Origin of the sequence: Acidihalobacter sp., assembly GCF_037381185.1 — a bacterium.
In the GTDB taxonomy this organism is placed as follows: Bacteria; Pseudomonadota; Gammaproteobacteria; order DSM-5130; family Acidihalobacteraceae; genus Acidihalobacter_A.
The window spans coordinates 12,298-32,408 of sequence record NZ_JARRQY010000054.1 but is presented as its reverse complement, the minus strand read 5'-3'; the positions used below and the strand labels follow the sequence as shown (position 1 = coordinate 32,408).

17 protein-coding genes are annotated in these 20,111 nt (G+C 64.4%); 5 read left to right on the top strand and 12 right to left on the bottom strand.

Annotation, left to right across the window (positions count from 1 at the left end):
• Positions 1-610: 610 nt before the first annotated feature.
• The 8 genes from P8014_RS16505 to P8014_RS16470 all read right to left on the bottom strand — a co-directional run bounded on the left by P8014_RS16505 (position 611) and on the right by P8014_RS16470 (position 11,443).
• Complete coding sequence (locus P8014_RS16505) at positions 611-1,393, bottom strand: hypothetical protein (RefSeq protein WP_337818419.1); 783 nt, start codon at positions 1,391-1,393, stop codon at positions 611-613.
• A complete protein-coding gene (locus P8014_RS16500; protein ID WP_337818418.1) occupies positions 1,383-2,657 on the bottom strand; it encodes an electron transfer flavoprotein subunit alpha/FixB family protein in 1,275 nt (424 codons plus the stop codon). Before P8014_RS16500 ends, P8014_RS16505 begins: the two co-directional genes overlap by 11 nt.
• On the bottom strand, positions 2,654-4,567 hold the full coding sequence (locus P8014_RS16495; RefSeq protein WP_337818417.1) for a (Fe-S)-binding protein: 1,914 nt from the start codon (positions 4,565-4,567) through the stop codon (positions 2,654-2,656). Before P8014_RS16495 ends, P8014_RS16500 begins: the two co-directional genes overlap by 4 nt.
• 37 nt (positions 4,568-4,604) lie before the next feature.
• Positions 4,605-6,668 carry a dimethylglycine demethylation protein DgcA gene (gene dgcA, locus P8014_RS16490; RefSeq protein WP_337818416.1) on the bottom strand — a complete coding sequence of 688 codons (2,064 nt, stop codon included), beginning with the start codon at positions 6,666-6,668 and terminating at the stop codon, positions 4,605-4,607.
• Between the two features lie 27 nt (positions 6,669-6,695).
• Positions 6,696-7,244 carry a DUF5943 domain-containing protein gene (locus P8014_RS16485; protein WP_337818415.1) on the bottom strand — a complete coding sequence of 183 codons (549 nt, stop codon included), beginning with the start codon at positions 7,242-7,244 and terminating at the stop codon, positions 6,696-6,698.
• 28 nt (positions 7,245-7,272) lie between these two features.
• Positions 7,273-8,250 carry a dipeptidase gene (locus tag P8014_RS16480; RefSeq protein WP_337818414.1) on the bottom strand — a complete coding sequence of 326 codons (978 nt, stop codon included), beginning with the start codon at positions 8,248-8,250 and terminating at the stop codon, positions 7,273-7,275.
• A 506-nt stretch (positions 8,251-8,756) separates the two neighbouring features.
• Positions 8,757-9,791 carry a GlxA family transcriptional regulator gene (locus P8014_RS16475; protein WP_337818413.1) on the bottom strand — a complete coding sequence of 345 codons (1,035 nt, stop codon included), beginning with the start codon at positions 9,789-9,791 and terminating at the stop codon, positions 8,757-8,759.
• A gap of 524 nt (positions 9,792-10,315) precedes the next feature.
• The gene (locus P8014_RS16470; RefSeq protein WP_337818412.1) at positions 10,316-11,443 is read right to left on the bottom strand and encodes a hybrid-cluster NAD(P)-dependent oxidoreductase; all 1,128 of its coding nucleotides are present in this window, start codon (positions 11,441-11,443) and stop codon (positions 10,316-10,318) included.
• 315 nt (positions 11,444-11,758) lie between these two features.
• Here P8014_RS16470 and P8014_RS16465 point away from each other — a divergent pair, with 315 nt between their 5' ends.
• Both P8014_RS16465 and P8014_RS16460 read left to right on the top strand, forming a co-directional pair.
• Positions 11,759-13,054, top strand: coding sequence for an aromatic ring-hydroxylating dioxygenase subunit alpha (locus P8014_RS16465; RefSeq protein ID WP_337818411.1), 1,296 nt, complete (start codon positions 11,759-11,761; stop codon positions 13,052-13,054).
• A 289-nt stretch (positions 13,055-13,343) separates the two neighbouring features.
• Positions 13,344-13,949, top strand: a complete 606-nt coding sequence (locus P8014_RS16460; protein WP_337818410.1) for an aldo/keto reductase — start codon at positions 13,344-13,346, stop codon at positions 13,947-13,949.
• Between the two features lie 43 nt (positions 13,950-13,992).
• Here the strand turns inward: P8014_RS16460 and P8014_RS16455 are convergent, their stop codons facing one another.
• From P8014_RS16455 to P8014_RS16445, 3 genes are all read right to left on the bottom strand, one after another.
• Complete coding sequence (locus P8014_RS16455; RefSeq protein WP_337818409.1) at positions 13,993-14,631, bottom strand: ABC transporter ATP-binding protein; 639 nt, start codon at positions 14,629-14,631, stop codon at positions 13,993-13,995.
• A 10-nt stretch (positions 14,632-14,641) separates the two neighbouring features.
• On the bottom strand, positions 14,642-15,886 hold the full coding sequence (locus P8014_RS16450; protein ID WP_337818408.1) for a hypothetical protein: 1,245 nt from the start codon (positions 15,884-15,886) through the stop codon (positions 14,642-14,644).
• Between the two features lie 182 nt (positions 15,887-16,068).
• A complete protein-coding gene (locus P8014_RS16445) occupies positions 16,069-16,536 on the bottom strand; it encodes a nuclear transport factor 2 family protein (protein ID WP_337818407.1) in 468 nt (155 codons plus the stop codon).
• A 99-nt stretch (positions 16,537-16,635) separates the two neighbouring features.
• Between P8014_RS16445 and P8014_RS16440 the strand changes: the two genes are divergently transcribed.
• The gene (locus tag P8014_RS16440) at positions 16,636-17,208 is read left to right on the top strand and encodes a TetR/AcrR family transcriptional regulator (RefSeq protein ID WP_337818406.1); all 573 of its coding nucleotides are present in this window, start codon (positions 16,636-16,638) and stop codon (positions 17,206-17,208) included.
• A 12-nt stretch (positions 17,209-17,220) separates the two neighbouring features.
• Here the strand turns inward: P8014_RS16440 and P8014_RS16435 are convergent, their stop codons facing one another.
• A complete protein-coding gene (locus P8014_RS16435; RefSeq protein ID WP_337818405.1) occupies positions 17,221-17,913 on the bottom strand; it encodes a metalloregulator ArsR/SmtB family transcription factor in 693 nt (230 codons plus the stop codon).
• 189 nt (positions 17,914-18,102) lie between these two features.
• On the opposite strand from P8014_RS16435, the gene P8014_RS16430 reads away from it, so the two are divergent.
• Positions 18,103-18,570, top strand: coding sequence for a DUF1203 domain-containing protein (locus P8014_RS16430; RefSeq protein ID WP_337818404.1), 468 nt, complete (start codon positions 18,103-18,105; stop codon positions 18,568-18,570).
• Between the two features lie 115 nt (positions 18,571-18,685).
• On the top strand, positions 18,686-20,092 hold the full coding sequence (locus P8014_RS16425) for an MFS transporter (RefSeq protein ID WP_337818403.1): 1,407 nt from the start codon (positions 18,686-18,688) through the stop codon (positions 20,090-20,092).
• Positions 20,093-20,111 lie beyond the last annotated feature (19 nt).

Below are 20,111 nucleotides of genomic sequence, written 5' to 3'. Positions count from 1 at the left end.
GAAACATCGAACGAACCGACAACGGCCGAGTGCTCGCTCTGCACCTCGGTCTTGCCCTTGCCCTGGCGCAGGTCCTCGATCGCCCGCTGGGCCTGTCGTCCGAATACCTTGCTCACACCATCCAGGCGAATTCTGGTTGATGCTTCCTCTGTAGCTAGTGTGTCCTGCGAAGTTTGAACCCGTGTCTGATCAAGCATCTTTATTGGCCTGCTTTATCGAATCGTGGTTGAAATCGCCGTCGGCAGCGTTGTGAAGATGTCGGGCGACAGTGCATTGGCGAGGCTCCTTCCTGCCGTAGGAAGCAGACGGTGCTGCTTCCGATCGGGAACGACGCAGTGGTTGCGTTCCCGCTTTTGTAATTGTCAAAGTTTCAGTTTCGGACTCCGTTATCTTCCCGTCAGTTCCGTGTCGGGATCGATCTTGGTTCTCTGGTTCTCTGCAAAGGGACTGGTCCGCCAGATTCCTGTCCTGGCAGGCTGTTGTTGTCGCTCAGGCGAGTGCGAGAGAAGGAAGAATCGGGCGAAAACGCGCAGTTTACGGGGTGTAAATGAGCACAAGAGCCCGATTCTGACGCGCCATCGCGCCGCATGAGTAGAATTTCAACAGCCTGCTAGCGAATGACGCCCTCGGCAAGCAGCAGTTCCATCAGTGCTTCGGCTTTCTCCCGGTCGGAGCCATCGCGGATGACTGTTCCGCCCTGGCTCTTGGATTTCGCAGTGGCCGCCTTGAAGCGGTCGGCGGCCGATTTGGCCTTGACGACGTTGAGGCGCTTGGGGCGTGGCTTGGCTGGCGCTTCCTCCCAGTCCGCCCGGAGCGCATCGACGGGAACGTCGGCGTCGGAGGTATCAAGTTGGGCGCGCATCGAGCGGCCGTAGGCAAACTGTCGCGGTGCTGCCGCGGCGGCATCGACGGTGGCGACGAAGGGCAGGGGTACGCGCAGCGCACGGCGCTGTCCTCTGGGCAGCGCCTGGAGTACCTCGGCGGCGGAGTCGTCCACGCGGCGTATCTCGGCGATGTGCGGAACAAGCGGCAGGCCGAGACGCTCGGCGAGCAGGTAGGGCAGCATGCCGGAGGCCTCGCCGCGCTCGGCACGGACGCCGGCGAGAATGATGTCGGCGGGCTGTTCGCGAAAACGGGCCTCGAGCGCCGGCACGGCATCGTCGCCGCTGTTTGCCCGCAGTACGTCGAGTCGCCGGGCGCCCATACCCAGGTAGCGGCGCAGGGTGTCTTCGTCGTCGCCTCCGACATGGAGCAGGCGAACCGCATCGCCCGCCAGTTTCAGGCCCAGTTCCACTGCACGCGCGTCCTGCGCGGCGCAGCGGAGGCGGCCCGACGCCGGGTGCAGGCCGACGGAGAGCAGGGCGGCAACGCGTACATTGCGTTCAGGCGACATCGCGATCCTCCTTGGCCGTTGCCGACTGTTCGCGGCGGGCCTGTGCGATCTGCAGCAGTTCGGCCAGCACGCCCTGGCTGTCGCCGATGATGCTCAGGTCGGCGCGGTTGATCATGTCGCAGTTGTCGTCGAGATTGATGCACACGACCTTGTCGCAGCGCGTGATGCCCTGCAGATGCTGAATGGCGCCGGAGATGCCGACCGCGACGTAGACCCGCGCGCTGACGTAGGTGCCGGTCGCGCCGACCTGGCGCGTGCGGGGCATATGTCCGTCGTCGACCGCTACGCGGCTGGCGCCTTCGGAGGCGCCGAGCGCGCCGGCCACCGCGTGGAACTGGTCCCAGTCGCGTACGCCGTTGCCCGCGGAAAGAATGAATTCGGCCTCGTCCAGCGCGATCTGGGCCGGGTCCACCTCGACCTGCCCCAGGTCTTCGATCACTGGGGCGGATTCGGGGATGGCTTCCAGCTCGATGGGGCTGGCCTCGTGGCGGGTTTCGTCGACGGGCAGGGCGCACTCCTCGGCCAGCAGCAGCACGCGCGGCGTGGGCCTGTGCCAGTCCGTGCGCCCGCTGCCGCCGCGGCAGGTGGCGGTTTCGGCATTCACCTGCCAGGCATGTGCGGCGGGGCGTTCGCCCAGTCGGGCGGACAGGCGGGACCCCAGGTCGGCGCCACCGTGGATGCTGTCAGGGAACAGCCAGTAACGGGGCTGGAGCTGGGTCTCCACCGCCTGCAGCGCGGCCAGTTTGAGTTCGGGGCAATATCCGCTCAGGGCGTGTCCGTGCACCTCGGGCAAGTGGATGAGGCGATCGGCTCCCGCGGTGTCGAACGGTGCATCGCGCAGCTCGCCGAGCGCCACGGCGACGACGGCGCCCCGGCCACCTGCTGCCTCGACCAGGCGGTGCGCCAGTCCGAATAGGTCGCGATCATGGTCGCTCAGGCGGCCGGCGGTCAGATCGGGTACCACGGTGACGTAGAAATCGGGGTGTTCGATCCGGTGCAGCGGCAGGGCGGTCGGTTCGGCGCCGGCGCTGCGTGCGTGAGTTCCCGCTGCGGAGCCGCCGGCACCGCCGTAGGCGCCGGCGCTGCGATCGATGCGCTTGATGCCGTTGGGGCCCATGAAGCCGACCGCGTGCGGATTCTTGCGCAGCAGGCCGCTGGGGCCGCGAACCGGGCCCTGCGCGGCAGCGTACTGCGCATGTTGCGGATGCATCCGGTTGCGGCGAATCCACTCGGCACGGGGGTCGCGGCGCGGGAGATCGCTCATGTTCCGGTCTCCTCGATCAGCGCTTCGGCCACGAGTTCGGCCACGAGTTCGGCCAGGTCCTTGATCTGCGGGCGAGGTTCGACCACGCCTTCGAGCATGGCCGTGCATTGCTGGCAGCCGACGGCGACGGTTTCGGCGCCCACGGCGCGGGCGTCGTCCATGCGCATGTCGGCGATGCGCCGTTCGCCGGGGATGTCGGTGATTGGGGCGCCGCCCCCGCCGCCGCAGCAGCGCGAACGGTAGCCGGAACGATCCATTTCGCTGATCTGGATGCCGAGGGCGCCGAGCAGGGCGCGCGGCGACTCGTAGCCGCCGTTGTAGCGGCCGAGGTAGCAGGGATCGTGATAGGTGACGGTGCCGCCTTTGTACGCGTCCAGCCGCAGGCGGCCGTGGCCGATCAGCTCGTCGATGAAGCTGCTGTGATGCAGCACATCGTAGTGCCCGCCGAAGTCGCCGTATTCGTTCTTCAGCACGTGGAAGGCGTGCGGATCGGTGGTGACGATGCGCCGGAAGCGGTAGCGGTTCAGCACCGAGACGTTGTGGCGGGCGAGTCGCTGGAAGGTGGCGTCGTCGCCCAGGCGGCGCGCCGCGTCGCCGCAGTCGCATTCCTCATTGCCGAGCACGGCGAAGTCGACGCCAGCCGTTTTCATGATTTTCACGAAGGCGCGCAGAATGCGCTGGCTGCGCATGTCGAAGCAGCCGTCTCCGACCCAGAACAGCACCTCGGTGTCGCCGACGTCGGCCATGCGCGGCAGATCGAGATCCACTGCCCAGTTGGCGCGGGTGGACGGATCGAAGCCGCCCGGGTTGTCGGTGGCCGCCAGATTGTCCAGAACTTCGGCGCCCTTGCCCGGCGTCGCGCCGCGCTCCAGGGTGAGATGGCGGCGCATGTCGACGATGGCGTCGACGTGCTCGATCATCATCGGGCATTCCTCGACGCAGGCACGGCAGGTGGTGCAGGACCACAGCGTGTCGGCACCGACCAGACCGTCGGTGATCGCCTGCGCCGGGCCGCCCGCCGCGTGGCCGGGTTCGATGCCGGGGTAGGGGCTGCCGGCGTAGGCGCGGTCGGTGCCGCCGGCCAGGCCGACCACCATGTCCTGGATCAGCTTCTTGGGGTTGAGCGGCTGGCCGGCGGCGAAGGCCGGGCACATGGCTTCGCAGCGTCCGCACTGTACGCAGGCGTCGAAGCCGAGCAGCTGATTCCATTTGAAGTCGACGGGTTTGTTGACGCCCAGCGACTCCTGCGTGAGATCGGCCGGCTTGAGGCCGGTCGAGCGGCCGCCGGCGAAGCGTTCCGGCCGAGGGTGGAAGGCGAGGTGCAGCGTGCCGGCGAACGCGTGTTTCATCGGTCCGCCCCAGCCCATGCCGAAGAGCGTTTCGGCAAGGCCCGCCGCCACGCCGACGAGCAGGATGAAGCCCAGCACCCAGCCGCCGGTCGCGGCGGGCAGCAGGCCGGAGGCCAGCAGCGTCAGCACGAAGAAGGACGCGGCAAAGGCCAGCAGCGTTTTCGGCAGCCGCATCCAGGGTCCTCGCGATAGCCGCGAAGGTGGATTGTTGCGGCGCAGGAAGACGAACAGGGCGCCGACGAACATCAGCACCGTCGAGGCCAGCAGCGGGATCTGCAGCCAGCGGGTGTGCAGTCCGAACAGGTAGGTCGGCAGGATCAGCAGCATGGACAGCACGAAGCCGCCGGCGGCCGCGACGTGGGTGCGGGACATGTAGCTGTCCCGGCTGACCACGTGATGCAGGTCGACCAGGTAGCGCCGCGGCATGCGCAGCAGACCGCCGACAAGGTCTACCGGGGCCGGGCGGCCCTGGCGCCACAGGCGGGAGCGGCGTACGCCGCCTGCCGCGAGCAGCACGAGCGCCACGAGAATCAGCAGCGACAGGGCCCAGGCGGGAATCATGGCTGGCGTCTCACGTCGACCGACACGGCGCTGGGACTCACAGATCCTTGCACAGGCGCAAGGCGTCGTAGATCGCCGCGTGGATGTTGCGCTGCGAAACGCAGTCGCCCAGCCGCCACAGGATCATGCCGTCGCCGGCCTGATCGAGCGCGGGCTGTGCCCGGCAGGCGAACAGGGCTTCGACGTCGATCTGCCCGTGGTTGGCCGATGCGGGCTTCAACTCGTAGTACAGCTCCTCGTTCGGGCGGGTGCCGTTTTCGATCACGACCTGATCCACCACGCGTTCTTCCTGCTGCCCGGTGTATTCGTTCTCCAGCACCGCCACCTTCTTGTCGCCTTCGGCGTAGACCTTGTGCAGCGCCAGGTCGGAGGTCATGATCACCTCGCGTTCGTACAGGCTGCGGTAATAGGTGGGGAAGGTGGTGCCGCCGATGCCGACGCCCGGCTTGATGTCGTCGGTGACCAGTTCGACCTGAGCGCCCTTGGATGCGAGATAGTCGGCGGTGGACATGCCGCTGAATTCACAGATGGTGTCGTACACCAGCACGTTCCTGCCCGGTTCGACGCGGCCGCTGAGGATGTCCCAAGAGGCGACCGAAAGGCCTTCGTCGTAGCCCCATTCCGGGACCTGATCCATGAACGGCCGGCCGCCGGTGGCCAGAATGCAGACGTCGGGCTGCAGCTCGCGCACCGTGGCTGCGTCGGCCTCGGTGCCCAGACGCAGGTCCACGCCCAGGCGCGCCAGCTCCAGCGCGAACCAGCGAGTGATGCCGGCGATCTGGTCGCGCTGCGGGGCCTGGGCGGCCAGCGTGATCTGCCCGCCGAGCGCGTCGGCCTTTTCGATCAGGGTGACCTGGTGGCCGCGTTCGGCGGCGACGCGCGTCGCCTCCATGCCGCCGGGGCCTCCGCCGACCACCAGTACCTTGCGTACCGGGCCCTGGGTCTTTTCGATCACGTGGGGCAGGCCCATGTACTCGCGCGAGGTCGCGGCGTTCTGGATGCAGAGCACGTCCAGGCCCTGGTACTGGCGGTCGATGCAGTAGTTGGCGCCCACGCACTGACGGATCTGGTCGACTTGGTTGAGCTTGATCTTGGCGACGAAGTGCGGATCGGCGATGTGCGCGCGGGTCATGCCCACGAAGTCCACGTAGCCCGCCTCGAGGATGCGCTCGGCCTGGTTGGGGTCCTTGATGTTCTGGGCGTGGATGACCGGTACGTCGACCACTTCCTTGATGCCGGCGGCCAGATGCAGGAACGGCTCCGGCGGATAGGACATGTTGGGGATGACGTTGGCCAGGGTGTTGTGCGTGTCGCAGCCCGAGCCGACCACGCCGAAGAAATCCAGCAGGCCGGTGTCGTTGTAGTACTTGGCGATCTCGCGCATGTCCTCGTGGGTCAGCCCGTCGGGATGGAACTCGTCCCCGACGATGCGCATGCCCACGGCGAAGTCGCGGCCCACTTCCTCGCGCACCGCCTTGAGCACTTCCATGCCGAAACGCATGCGGTTCTCGAAGCTGCCGCCCCATTCGTCGGTGCGCTTGTTCACCCGCGGCGACCAGAACTGGTCGATCAGGTGCTGGTGCACGGCGGAAAGCTCCACACCGTCGAGACCGCCTTCCTTGGCGCGGCGGGCGGCCTGGACGAAGTCGGCGATGACGCGCCGGATCTCCTCTTCCTCGATGGTCTTGCAGGTGGCGCGGTGCACCGGTTCGCGGATGCCGGAGGGGGACATCAGATTGGGCCAGTTCTCGCCGTCCCAACGCGAGCGGCGACCCATGTGGGTGATCTGGATCATGATCTTGCCGCCGTGCTTGTGCACGGCATCGGCGAGATTCTGAAAGTGCGGGATGATGCCGTCGGTCGACAGGTTGACGGACTTCCACCAGCTCTGCGGGCTGTCGATGGACACCACGCTGGAGCCGCCGCAGATGCACAGACCGCAGCCGCCCTTGGCCTTTTCCTCGTAGTACTTGACGTAGCGGTCCGTGGTCATGCCGCCGTCGGTGGCGTAGACCTCCGCATGCGCCGTGCTGACCACCCGGTTGCGGATGGTCAGCTGGTTGATCTGCAGGGGGCGGAACAATGCTTCGAATTGGGACATGCTGAAATCCGTCCTCGGTACGCGTTCTCAGTGCGGGTCGGCGCCGGCAAGCGGCATGACTTCGAAAATCCCGTGGTCGACGCCTTCCTCGGCGGCGCTTTGCGTCTGTACGGCGCGGGTGCGTACGGCGTAGCCCAGATCCTCGGCGATCTGGTCCATGGCGCCGGCAAACCAGCCGGTGAACATGTAGTCGACTTTGCGCCCGACCTTGCCGTACTGGTACACGAAGGCGGAGTGGTCCAGGCGCACGCGCGCCTTGCCGCGGGCGATGTCCAGATGTTCGACGCCGAACAGGCCCCAGCCGCGCTGCGACAGGCGGCGCATGTAGTGGTGGAACACCTCGTCGCCCTTCAGGCCGTGCAGTTCGGCTTCCTTCTCGCACCAGTGCCAGGCGGACTTGTAGCCCGCGCCGTAGAGGATCTCGGCGTAGCGTTCGGCGCCGATCTCGTCCTCGATGGCGCGGTGGTTGTTGATGAAGAAATGCCGAGGTACGTAAAGCATCGGCAGGGCGTCGGTCGTCCAGACGCCGGTTTCGTCGTCTACCTGAATAGGCATTTCCGGTGCATGCGTGCCCATGGGCGGCTCCCGATGTTCGTGATTGGAATTACTCGCCCCAGACCTCGCCGAGGACGCGCACCCAGTTTTGGCCCATGATTTTCTGCACTACGGTTTCGGAAAAGCCGTTGCGCAGCAGGGCGTCGGTCAGGTTGGGGAACTCGCCCACGGTCCGGATACCCTCGGGATTGACGATCTTGCCGAACTGGGTCAGCTCGCGGGCGTAGCCCTTGTCGTGGGTGAGGTAGTCGAAGAAGGCCTTGTCCTGGCCCTGGGTGAAGTCGGTGCCGATGCCGATCTGATCCTCGCCGACGATGTTCATGATGTAGCCGATGGCTTCGACGTAGTCGTCTATGGTCGAGTCGGGGCCTTTCTTGAGAAAGGGCGTGAACATGGTCACGCCCACGAAGCCGCCGTGCTCGGCGATGAAGCGCAGTTCCTCGTCGGACTTGTTGCGCGGGTGCTGCTTCAGCCCGGACGGCAGGCAGTGCGAATAGCACACCGGCTTCTTCGATTCGAGGATGACCTCTTCGGACGTCTTGGAGCCGACGTGGGACAGATCGCACATGATGCCCACGCGGTTCATCTCCGCGACGATCTCGCGGCCAAAGTCCGACAGCCCGCCGTCGCGTTCGTAACAGCCGGTGCCGACCAGGTTCTGGGTGTTGTAGCACATCTGCACGACGCCCACGCCCAGGTCCTTGAATACCTGCACGTAGCCGATCTGATCCTCGAAGGCGTGTGCGTTCTGGAAACCCATCATGATGCCGGTCTTGCCTGCTTCCTTGGCGCGGCGGATGTCTGCCGCGGCATGGACCTTGGTGACGAGGTCGCCATTGGCTTCGATCAGCTGGTTCATCTCGACGATGTTGTCCACCGTGCTCTGAAAGCCTTCCCAGACGGACACCGTGCAGTTGGCGGCCGTCAGTCCGCCTTTGCGCATGTCTTCGAAAAGTTCCCGGCTCCATTTGGCGATGATGAGGCCATCTATGACGATGGAGTTCTGGTGCAATTCGGCGGAATTCATCTGGGCGCTCCGGATTTTATGTTGACACGATGGAGCAAGTGTATTCGTGCGCACAGCAGCCGGACATCACTGGATGCGACACCCTGGAATCCAAAAACGGCGCAGTTTCAAAGCAGGGGTCGGGGTCGAATTTGGGACGGGGGTTTTCGGGAGGTGTTGGCGACTTTTAGATTTTAACCCTTTGAATTTCGGTTTGTTACGTATTGGTGGGGTTGGCGGGGTTCGACGCTGGAGTTACGCGCAAGCGTGGAACGCGGAGTTCGTCGGGGAAGTCGCCCGAACATGATGTCGGGCGACTTCCTCACTGGCTCGGTAGAAGAGCGCGATAAAATGCGAAGTGGGAGCCAAGCGGTCTTGCGCCGCTCAATGGTGCGAACAGGCCCTGGGGACGCGCTGATTAAATGGTTGGGCGGACTATCTGCTACGTTGCGCGCCGCTCACTCCTTCGCCTATGCACTTTGATATGTCTCACTCGCGCTGCGCTGCGTGTGCCTCGCGGCGCATCCCTAGCCGGTAGCCGCCAGTTCTGTGGTTTCGGTTTGCAGAGGAGCGGCGGGCATGAGCTTCACTGCGCCATAGGTCGGTTCCGCCTGAGCCAGGCACAAGGCGGCATGAGAGTAGGTGGGGGCTTCCAGCGGCGCTGGCGGCGTTTCCGGCTCGTCGAACTGCTTGAGAGACCACATCGCGGTTCGCTCTTCCTTGGGTGAAATGCCGATGTATTTGCGGTAGCAGCGGCTGAAGTGCGGCGCGGAAACGAAGCCGCACATCGAGGCGATCTCGATGATCGAACAGGTGGTCTGCTTGAGCAGTTGGCGGGCGCGGTCGAGGCGCAATTTCAGGTAGTAGCGCGACGGGGTGCAATCCAGGTGCTTGAGGAAGAGGCGCTCAAGCTGGCGGCGCGAAATGCCGACGAAACTGGCAAGCTCCTCAAGTTCGATCGGCTCCTCGATGTTCGCTTCCATCAGTTCGGTGATTTCCGCCAGCTTGGGCTGGGCGGTGTTCAGCATATGGCGCAGCGGGGTGTGCTGCGGTTCGCAGTCCATGCGCACACGATCCCATATGAACATGTCGCATATGCTGCTGGTCAGCGCCTTGCCGTGCTGACGAGTGATCATGCTGAGCATCATGTCCATGGGCACGCTGCCGCCGGTGCAGGTCATGCGGTCGCGGTCCAGCGTATACAGGCGATTGGTGCAGTTTACGCGGGGGAAGCGTTCCTGCATTGCCGCCAGGCATTCCCAATGCGCGCTGCAGGTATAGCCGTCGAGCAGGCCGGCGCTGGCCAGGACGTAGGCGCCGGTGCAGACGGCGCCCAACAGGACGTTTCTCTTGGCCTGTGACTGTAGCCAGGAGACTTCCTTGCTGCCGAAGCTGCGGGTGATGTCGACGCCGCCGACGATGATGATGACATCCAGCTGTTGTTCGTGAGAAATCGCCCGATCGGGGGTGAATGCGATGCCGTCGCTGGCTTTCACCGGAGCGTCTTCGGCTGCCAGCAGCTGCCATGTGTAAAGTTCGCTGCCCGAAAGCTGATTAGCCATGCGCAAAGGCTCGATGGCCGAGGCAAGGGCAACCAGAGTGAAGTTGTTTATGAGCAAAAAGCCAACCCGATAGGGGGGTGCTGCAGTCACGTTCATCGGGGTCATCGCGCTATCTCCAGCATGCCGTTGGCAGGTGGTCAACTTCTATATATAGACGGTGTGTCCAGTTTTGATCGACATCCCGTGCGCACCGGTCAAATCTTCAGTCTGATGCGTAATGCGCTGGGTGGTCGCCTGAGCCATCAACAGGAATCCTGTGATTCCCTAATTTTCGATGCCTTGGCCGTAGTTCTAAGCCAGAATCATGCCAACCTGTCAAGCATTTCAGTTTGATGATCGCATGGTACGTTTGGCCGGAAAGCCGACATTGTCCAAAAACGTCATTCGAAAAGCTATTTTAGTTCTGTTTGCGACGTTTTTGGCCGGACGACGGGCAAACGATGCCCGCCGTCCGGCCGTTGTGCGGCATTCGGACGCTGGGGAGGGGCGAAGCCGGGGCAGCGCGGGTACGCTGCGGGCGGCTCTCAGTATTCGATGCTTAGATCGGAGGTCGGGGTGCTGCAGCAGGACAGGACGTAGCCTTCCTCAAGTTCTTCCTCGGTGATTCCTCCATTGTGTTGGATGTCGACCTCGCCGGCTTTTTTGTGCACCTTGCAGGTGCCGCAGATGCCCACGCCGCACCCTCTTGGGATGGTGATGCCGAGCCGGCTCGCGGCGGCGTGTACGGTTTCTCCCGGCGGGACCTGGATGCTCATGCCCGATTCGATGAATTCTACGGTGAACGTTGCGGCCTTCTTGACCTCTTCCGCCACCTTGACCGCAATTTCAGCCTGTTCGATGGCCTCCTGGGTGACGTCCATAGGCGTCGCGCCGAAGGACTCCTGGTGGTAGAAGTCCATGTCGAAGCCTTTGGCGGCGAGCAGCTTCCGCACGGCGTTCATGTACGGGGTCGGGCCGCAGCAGAAAATGCGCCGATTCATATAATCGGGCGCGATCATCTCCAGTTTCGATTCGTCGAGGTATCCCCGGTATCCATTCCAGGATTGGCCGATCTCGATGCGCTCGCAGATGATGGACAGGCTGAAGTTGGTCACGCGGGAGGAAATGTGTTCCAACTCGCGCTGGAAGATGATGTCCCTGGGCGTGCGGGCGCTGTGTACGAACGTCACGTCGACGTCCGCGTTGGTATCGAAGTGCCAGCGCGCCATGGACATCAACGGTGTGATGCCGACGCCTCCCGACAGCAGCAGCACCTTTTCGGCAGGGTGGTCGATGCAGTTGAAATCGCCGTTGGGGCCGTGCACCGCCAATTCGTCCTGTTCCTTGAGGTTCTCGTGCAGCCAGTTCGATACACGGCCTCCCGGAATGCGCTTGACGGTGATCGAAAAGCTGTACGGGACCGATGGCGAACTGGAGATGGTGTAGGAACGCATGACCTGCTCGCCATCGATCTCCAGTTCGAGGGTGACGAACTGGCCCGGCTTGAAGAAGTACATCATGGGTTCTGCCGCATTGAAGCAGAAAGTCTTCACATCCCAGGTTTCGCTGATTACGCGCACGCACCGTACGGCGTGCCGGCCGCTAGCCCAGACCCGGGTCTGCAGGGGATTGAAGTTGACCGAAGCTTCGGTGTCGTCAATAACGTCGGCCATTCTGGCGTTCTCCGTAAGGGGGCGTGAGCCAACCGCATTGCAGGGTTGTCGAAGCTGTCATTTTCGTGAAAACGCAAGCGGATTGGTTAGCTATTTGCGACATGCACTTGATTTAGTTCTCCGCTGGCCGGTGCTTATGGATCGCGGGTCCTGGAGCGCGTCGAAAAGGTGTTCGTGGATGTCGTGAATAGGCAAATGGATGCGACGGCCATGGAGAAAATATTGAGGCATATACATGCGGCTCATGCCGCCGATCCACTGCGATGGTCCGCGTTTGTCTCATCGCCCCGCTTGTGTGCCACAGGAACTGCCACGATGACCGAGTACGACTTGCTCAACCTGAATTACCGGAGCCTCGATGAAGCCCGCGAAGACATGTCGAGGTTGTTGGGTGAACGCGCCAAAAACGAGTCGCTTCCTCAAGCTCTTTACAACGACCCATTCCTGTTTCGAGTGGACATGGATGAGGTCTTCATGAAGCAGTGGCTGTTTGCGGGCATGACCTGCGAGGTGCCGAAGGCGGGATCCTACATGACGGTCGAGATCGGGCAGAACCCCGTGTTGATCGTGCGGGATCGCGACGGCGAAGTGCGCGCATTTCACAACGTCTGCCGCCACCGGGGTTCGCGCATCTGCAAGGCGAGCAAGGGCAAGACGGCCAATCTCACCTGCCCCTACCATCAGTGGACCTACGACCTGAAGGGCAGCCTGATCTATACCGGGTCGGCGATGGGCGAGAACTTCGACATGAGCCAGCACGGCCTGAAGCCGGTGCATTGTCGGACAGCGGGCGGATTCATCTATATCTGTCTGGCAGAGGGCGAGCCGCCGGAGATCGACGAGTATCTCCAGGCGCTGGAAACCTACATGGAGCCCTACGACATGGAGAACGCCAAGGTGGCGGTCGAGAGCATCCTGGAGGAGAAGGCGAACTGGAAGCTGGTGATCGAGAACAACCGCGAGTGCTATCACTGCTCGGGTTCGCACCCGGAACTGCTGCGCACGCTGCTGGAATGGGACGATACGACCGATCCGCGCGCCACTCCGGAGTTCAAGGCGCAATATGAGCGCCAGGCGCAGGAGTGGGACAACGAGTGCATTCCTCACGAGCACATTGAGTTCGGTCTGCGCAACCGCATCGTGCGCATGCCGCTCAAGGACGGCACGGAGGTCATGACCATGGACGGCAAGGCCGGCTGCAAGAAGCTGATGGGGCGGATTGAAAACCGTCAGCTGGGCTCCATGCGTATCCTGCACCTGCCCAATTCGTGGAATCACATGCAGAGCGATCACGTGATCGTGTTCCAGGTGTTGCCGGTTTCCGCGCAGAAGACCCTGGTGATCACCAAGTGGTTGGTGCACAAGGATGCCGTCGAAGGCGAGGACTACGATCCCGAACGCCTGCGCCACGTGTGGGATGCGACCAACCGGCAGGATCGGGAGCTGGCCGAGCAGAACCAGCGCGGAATCAATTCCGCCGGCTACGTTCCCGGGCCGTACTCGGAAAGCTACGAGTTCGGTGTGATCAACTTCCTCGACTGGTACAGCGAGACGGTGCTTCGCGAGTTCGGCGTTCCGCCCGCGTCGGTGCCGCGTCAGGCGCATGGGTGATGTAGTTTCGCCCGAGCTGGTTCGTTCCTGCGCCTCGCCCCTCCGGGGATGAGGCGCAGGAACACGTAAAACGACAGCATTTCGGCGCGTTGCTCATGTAGAACGCTTCCTGCATATTCTCGTCCGAAAGGTCCCAGGTTCCGGGGATGGGTGGTAGCCAGACGACCTCCCAAATGACCTGGGAAGCTCCAAGCTACGCCGAAGTCGAAGGCCGATGGTCAGGCTATGGCATCCGTTCAAGTGCGCGCAACGACCGCGTTTTCGGAGCGTGTCTGATTGACCAGGAGCGTTGAGTGGAGGCCAATGCTCTCGGGGCGCCATCGCCGACATGGTCGCGGCCGGCTTTGCGAGCCATATCGGCCTGTATGAGGTGGACGCACAGACGTTGCGGCGCGCGGCGGCGGAACACCCCATCTGCGACCTGCAGATCGAATACTCGCTTGTCTCGCGGGGCATCAAGGACGGCATCCTGCAGGCCTGCCGCGAACTCGGCATCGGCATTACCGCCTACGGTGTGCTATCGCGCGGGCTGATCAGTGGCCACTGGCGCAAGGCCGGAGCCGGAGCGAAGGATTTTCGCACCCGCAGTCCGCGGTTCCAGGCGGGCAACGTCGAACGCAATCTGGAACTGGTGGAGGCGCTGCGCGAGATTGCCGAGGACAAGGGCGTCAGAGTGGCGCAGCTGGCCATCGCCTGGGTCATGGCGCGGGGCGAGGATATCGTCCCGTTGATCGGGGCGAGGCGGCGCGACCGCCTCCGCGAATCGCTGGAGGCGCTGGACGTGCGGCTGACGCCGGAGGAGATGGCGCGAATCGAAGCTGCCGTGCCCAGGGGGGCGGCGGCCGGCGAGCGTTACGCGCCTGCGCAGATGTCGATGCTGGACAGCGAACGCTGAGGCGGTTTGCCGGCGCGGTTGAGCTTCCGGCGTACCATCGGCGTCACGCGGATGCGTTGAATCGCCCGGAGAACAAGGCTTCCACCTGTACCGGATTCGCGCCGGCGTCGGCGATGAAGTCGTGGTCGTGAGAGGAGAAGAGGACGGTCGTTCGTGCCATGTCGCGGCGCATCAGGTCGGCGAGGAATTCTCGCGCCGCCGTATCCAGGCCGTTGGCCGGTTCGTCCAACAGCAACACGCGCGGGTCGCCGATCCAGGCGGCGACGAGGAGAAATTTCTTCTGCGTTCCCAGCGACATGTCGCCGAAGCGGGTGCCCATGTGCGGTTCCAGTCCGAATCCGGAAATCGGCTGTTCGACGACCGCGTCCAGCGGCGCGTCCTTGGCCTTGGCGACGAATTCCAGGAAATCCCGGCCGCGGAGGAACGGGTATATGGGACTTTCGTCGGGGGAATAGGACAGGCGCCGCCGCGCTGCGACGGGGTCGTCGCCCAGGCTGACGCCGTCGATCCAGACTTCTCCGGCGTCCAGCGGCAGCGCGCCGGCGAGGGCGGCGAGCAACGTGGATTTGCCGATGCCGTTGGGGCCTTGCAGGGCGAATATGCCGGGTCCGAAACGGCCGCTGCAGTCATGGATGACCGGGCGGGAGCGGAAGGCTTTTCGGAGTCGTTCGAAACGCAGCATATGGGGGCTCTTAGTGTATCGCAGCCATGGCGGCTGCCGACCAGCCCGCCGCCAGTATGGCGCCCGCCAATACCGTTTGGCGCCGCGTGATCAGCAGCGGCAGCCGCAGCAGGGCGAGAAGGCCGAGTTCGGCGAGCGCGAGCTTGAGGTAGGTCAGCGACGGGACGCCGTGGTCGAGCAGCGGGAGCAGGACGATGCCCAGCGGCAGGCCGCCCAGCGCGGATACGCAAACGATGTCGCGCCAGAACCAGAATCCCTTGCCCAACGGGAGTGCAGCCGCATAGTGCCGCATGTCGGCGTGGGCGCCGGCCAGCGTCCGATAGGTTCCGCTGACGATGAGGGAAGCGGCGGCAATGGCCGCAATGGCCGCAATGGCGGTGGGGAGGGTGCGTGCATCGAAGGCGAATGCGTTGATCAACAGGCCGGCGCCTGCGGTGACGCCGACGGCCGCAGCCAGGCGCAGCAGCGTTGCCGGCCAGCGTTCGACGAACAGCGTTTGCAGTTGAATGCGCGCGCTGATGGGGAGTGCATGGCGGCGAGTCAGCGCGTGGGATCGCGCTTGTTCGCGAGCGCTCCGAAGGCGTGTGCGGGTAATGCGCCGGGAGATCGTCGGAGTCCAGGCCGCCAGCGCCATCGATGCGCATAGCAGTACGGCTATGGTTGCCCAGGCCCCCGGGTTTTCCCGATGCGCCAGGCTCCAGCCCCACGGTGCGGCGCAAGCCAGCGCCAATGGCAGTGCCGGCCAGTTGCGTTCGACGAGTGCCAGCTGCGCAGCGAGCGCGGACAACCCCATGGCGGCTACGGCCATCCCCTGGAAGACGATGGCGGCGAAGGTATCCGCTCGCGCCGGCGCTACAAGCAGCGCCGTCAGCATGGGCAGCAACAGCAGGCTATCGGCGACCAGCAGCACGCTGACGTTGACGCGGTGGGCGATGCGACGCGGGATCGGCAGCGTCGCAACGTAGGGCGCCATCGGTCCTCCGGCCAGCACCTGCCGCTGCGGCCATATCCAGCCCGCTGCGATCAGTTGTACCAGGATCAGATGCAGGGCGTACCAGGCGGCGCCGTGGCCGGGCCGCACCATCCCGGAAACGGGGAAGGCCAGTATCCCGGGAATCCGCGTCAGCGGTAGCCCGGCCGGCAGCAAGAGGCAGACGATGACGAGCCACTGCCAATGACGCCTCACGGCATTCGCCGTTGCCGCGGCGTACCAGCGCAGGCGTTGCCTCGCGAGATCGGCGTACAGACCGGACATGGATGCTCCCGCAGTCGTATCAGGCTATTCGGTTGGCCGTCGGCGCCGTGCCCGAAGATGTGCATGGGATTGTTCCATGCAGGCATGCCGAGCGCCAACCTATTGTAGATTCGAGCGGGCAAGCTGCCGGTTCTATTGATGGACACTATCCGCGTTTTGGCAGGCGCACCGACATATGCGTGTCACAGGTCTAACTCGCTCAGGTCCGGATGGTCGTCCGGGCGGCGTCCCAATGGCCAGAAGAATCTGCGTTCCGTTTCCTCAATCGGCACATCGTTGATGCTGGCGTAGCGATGAGTCATGTAGCCCTGCGCATCGAATCTCCAGTTCTCGTTGCCATAGCTTCTGAACCATTGGCCGGCGTCGTCATGCCACTCGTAGGCGAATCTGACCGCGATGCGGTCGCCGGCGCAGGCCCAGAGTTCCTTGATCAGCCGGTACTCCAGTTCCTTTGCCCACTTGCGCTGCAGGAACTCGCGTACCTGCTCGCGTCCCGTGGGGAACTCCGCGCGATTGCGCCAACGGGTGTCCTCCGTATAGACGAGAACGACGCGGTCCGGGTCGCGCGTGTTCCAGGCATCTTCGGCCATGCGTACCTTTTGGGCGGCGGTTTCAGGTGTAAATGGGGGGAGTGGTGCTTTGTTGGTCACGTGTGGAGACTCCTTGCACAGGCAGAGAGTATCGACGTAGACAGGTCTGTCTACGTCGATAGGCTGCCAGATGTAGACAGAGTTGTCTACAATACGCGCATGCGAACAGCAGGAACTCATAGCGAACCACAAGTGCCGGCGAGGGAGCGCATCCTGCTTGCTGCGCATGCCTTGTTTTATGGAAACGGGATCAGAGCCACCGGCATTGATCGCGTGATAGCGACGGCGGGCGTAACCAAGGTCACTTTCTATCGGCACTTTCCGAGCAAGAATGACCTTGTTCTGGCATTTCTGGAGTATCGCCACGAACGTTGGATGGCATGGTTCGCGCAGACGTTGGAACGGTACGGAGGCGGTGTGAATGCGCTGTTGCCGACGTTGAACGAGTGGTTCGCCGCCGCAGATTTTCGCGGTTGCGCCTTCATCAACAGCGTCGGGGAGCTGGGCGATGCGCTACCGGAGGTTCGGGAGGTCGCCCGGCGTCACAAGCAGGATATGACGGATGCCATCGCGAAGCTCCTACCGCCATCCGCGATGCGAGAACGATATGCGCGTGCCGTGGCCGTTGCGGTCGATGGTGCGGTAGTGCATGCCCAGTTCGGTGAGGCGGACGCTGCGTTGCGGGCACTGGAAATCATCCTTGAAGCGTCTTGGGCGCAGAAGGGGGATTAGGGTTCTCTGGCGTCAATACAAATCCACGCCAAGCTGGCGTTTGAGTTCGGTACGCCCTTTGGGAGTGATCCGGATAGCGCGCGACTCCCGCGAGCGTCTCAGCCAGTTTTCGGCGCACATATGCGTCAGCAGGGCGACGCCGAGCGGTCCGGCGAGATGGTGCGAGCGTTCGGTCCAGTCCAGACATTGGCGCGCGAGTCCGCGCCGCGTCGGGCGCAGTCCGTTGACATCGAGGCCGATGCCGCGGAACCAGCCGGCACCCATCGGGCTAACCTGGAATTGTTTGTCCGCGGCGGCGATGATGAAGCCGCGCTCCTGCAGCCCCTGTGTCACGGCGACGCCCAACCGCCCGGCCAGGTGGTCGTAGCAGCGTCGGGCGAACTGCAGTTCCCGAGCCTTGGGAGGCAGCGGCTTGCGCTTGACCGCTGCCGTGCCGTCGAGCGCCGCCAACCGCTCCAGTGCTTCGGCGACAGGCGCGCCGGCCAGGCGGTAGTATCGATGTCGGCCCTCCTTTTCGACTTTCAGCAGTCCCCCGTCGAGCAGCTTGGAGAGATGGGCGCTCGCCGTCTGTGCGGAAACCCCCGCCGCATACGCCAGTTCGCCTGCGGGCAAGGCGCGTCCGTCCAGCAAGGCCGCGAGCATCAGTGATCGCGTGGGATCGGCGATCAGCGTCGCCGCGCTGGAGAAACTTGCATCGTAGGCCATGTCGGACTCCCGTTTTGGACTGAGTTTAGACAGGGGGGAGCCCGGATGTTTCGGTGAGAGTGGAAATATGGGGGCGCGCGTCGGGATTCGCCGCCGAGTTCGAGAGCAGGAAACGGAGCGCAGCCATCGCCGGGCGTGGATACAAGGTGTTTTCGAAATGGATCTGAGCGATACGCCGAGGAGGTCGCTATGAATTTTCGCATCACCGGGCTCGATCCCGAGCTGTTCCAACGCTTCTACGGTTTGCCGGATGAGGCATTGGCGGCTCAGCGCGTTCTGCGCGTCGTCGCCGATCGCAGGCCGGGATTTCCCGAGCGGGTCGAGTTGCGCGATGCCGAGCCCGGCGAAACGCTGCTGCTGGCTAACTACGTCCATCAACCGGCCGACAACCCATATCGCGCCAGCCATGCGGTGTTCGTGCGCGAAGGCGCGGAAACCGCTTACGACCGCGCCGGCGAGATACCCGAGGTCTTGCGTATCCGACCCTTGTCGCTGCGCGCGTTCGATGCGTCCGGCATGTTGATCGACGCGGAGCTGGCCGAGGGAGGCGATGTGGAGAGGGCGCTGCTACGTCTGCTCGGCGATTCGCGCGTCGCCTATCTGCACGCCCATTACGCGAGGCACGGCTGCTACGCGGCGCGTATCACGCGGGACTGAAGGTTGCGCGGTTCCTGCCGGTGCAGTCCGCGGACATGGTTCGACGAGAGCCGAAACATTCCGTATCCGCGGCTTGTTACGGTTTCGCTCCTGTCAGGCCGTCGGGGATGTTGCGATGCAGGATAACGAGGTTGGTGAAGGGAGGGGAGCGCACGGGATACAGGAAGCCTATGCAGATCGCCGCTGGCTGACGCTGACGACGCTTTGCGTCGCCGTGCTCGTCGCCCAGATCGATACGTCGGTCGTCAATCTGGCGGTGCAGCCGATCGGGCGCTACTTCGACGCCGAAGTGGGCACGCTGCAGTGGGTGGTCGATGCCTATAACCTGGTCTACGCGGCGCTACTGCTGACGGGCGGACTGCTTGCGGACCTGTACGGCCGGCGGCGGATCTTCATGGCGGGGGCGGCGCTGTTCAGCGTGGCTTCGGTGCTATGCGCGCTCGCCCCCACGGCGACGTTGCTGGTCGCCGCCCGGGCGCTCGCAGGGCTGGGCGCTGCGTTGCTGCTGCCGGCCTCGCTGGCGATCATTCGCGTCGTATGGCCGGAGCCGGCGGTGCGTGCGAAGGTTCTGGGCATCTGGGCCGCCAGCAATGGGGTTGCTCTGGCGATCGGTCCGACCGTCGGCGGAGTGCTGATCGACGGCTTCGGCTGGCGCAGCATCTTCTGGGTGGCCGTGCCGCTCGGGCTGGCTGCGCTGTCGCTGGCTCCGGTGGTGATCCCGGAGTCGTCCCACAGGCAGGGCAGGCGCTTCGATGTCGCTGGGCAGGTGCTGGGCGCCGCGGCGCTCGCCAGCCTGGCCGTCGCCGCCATCGAATCCCGTCGCGCGCCCGGCATCGCCACCGTCGCCGCTCTGGTCGCGCTGTCGGCGTCGGCACTGTTTCTTCGCATCGAGAAAGCCCATGGCGCCGCCGCTCTGGTGCCGCTGGACATGTTCTCGCAGCCTGCCTTCCGCGGAGCCATGGCCGCTACCGCGGGTATGACGTTCGGCATGTACGGCGTGCTGTTCCTGCTGCCGCTGACCTGGCAGGCCGAGGGCTGGTTAGGCCCTGTCGGCGCCGGTGTGGCACTGATGCCCATGGCGCTGACGTTCGTGGCCGTTTCCCCGTTTTCGGGGGCATTGCTCCTGCGGGTGGGCGAGCGCGCCATGACGGCCGGCGGTGTCGCCATCATCGGCCTGGGCCTGCTGTTGATCGCGGTGACGACGCCGGCCGCCTCGCTTCCCGCAGCCGAAGCCGGCCTCGTCATGACGGGGCTGGGCATGGGGCTGGCGACCGGTCCGCTGATGGGCGTTGCGGTCGCGGCGGTCCCGGTGGCTCGCTCGGGCACCGCCTCCGCGCTCATCAATGTGGCGCGCATGGTGGGGGCGACGCTGGGTGTAGCGGTGCTGGGCGCTGTGTTCGCTCTTTGGCGCAATGCACTGCAGGGCCTGGAGGCGGCCATGTTTCTGGGTGGGGCGGTGCAGCTCGCCGGCGCGGCATGGGCCTGGAACTCTCTCGTGGCCGCCGGGCATCGGCGCGCGTGAGCCTGCCGGTGCCTCTGCT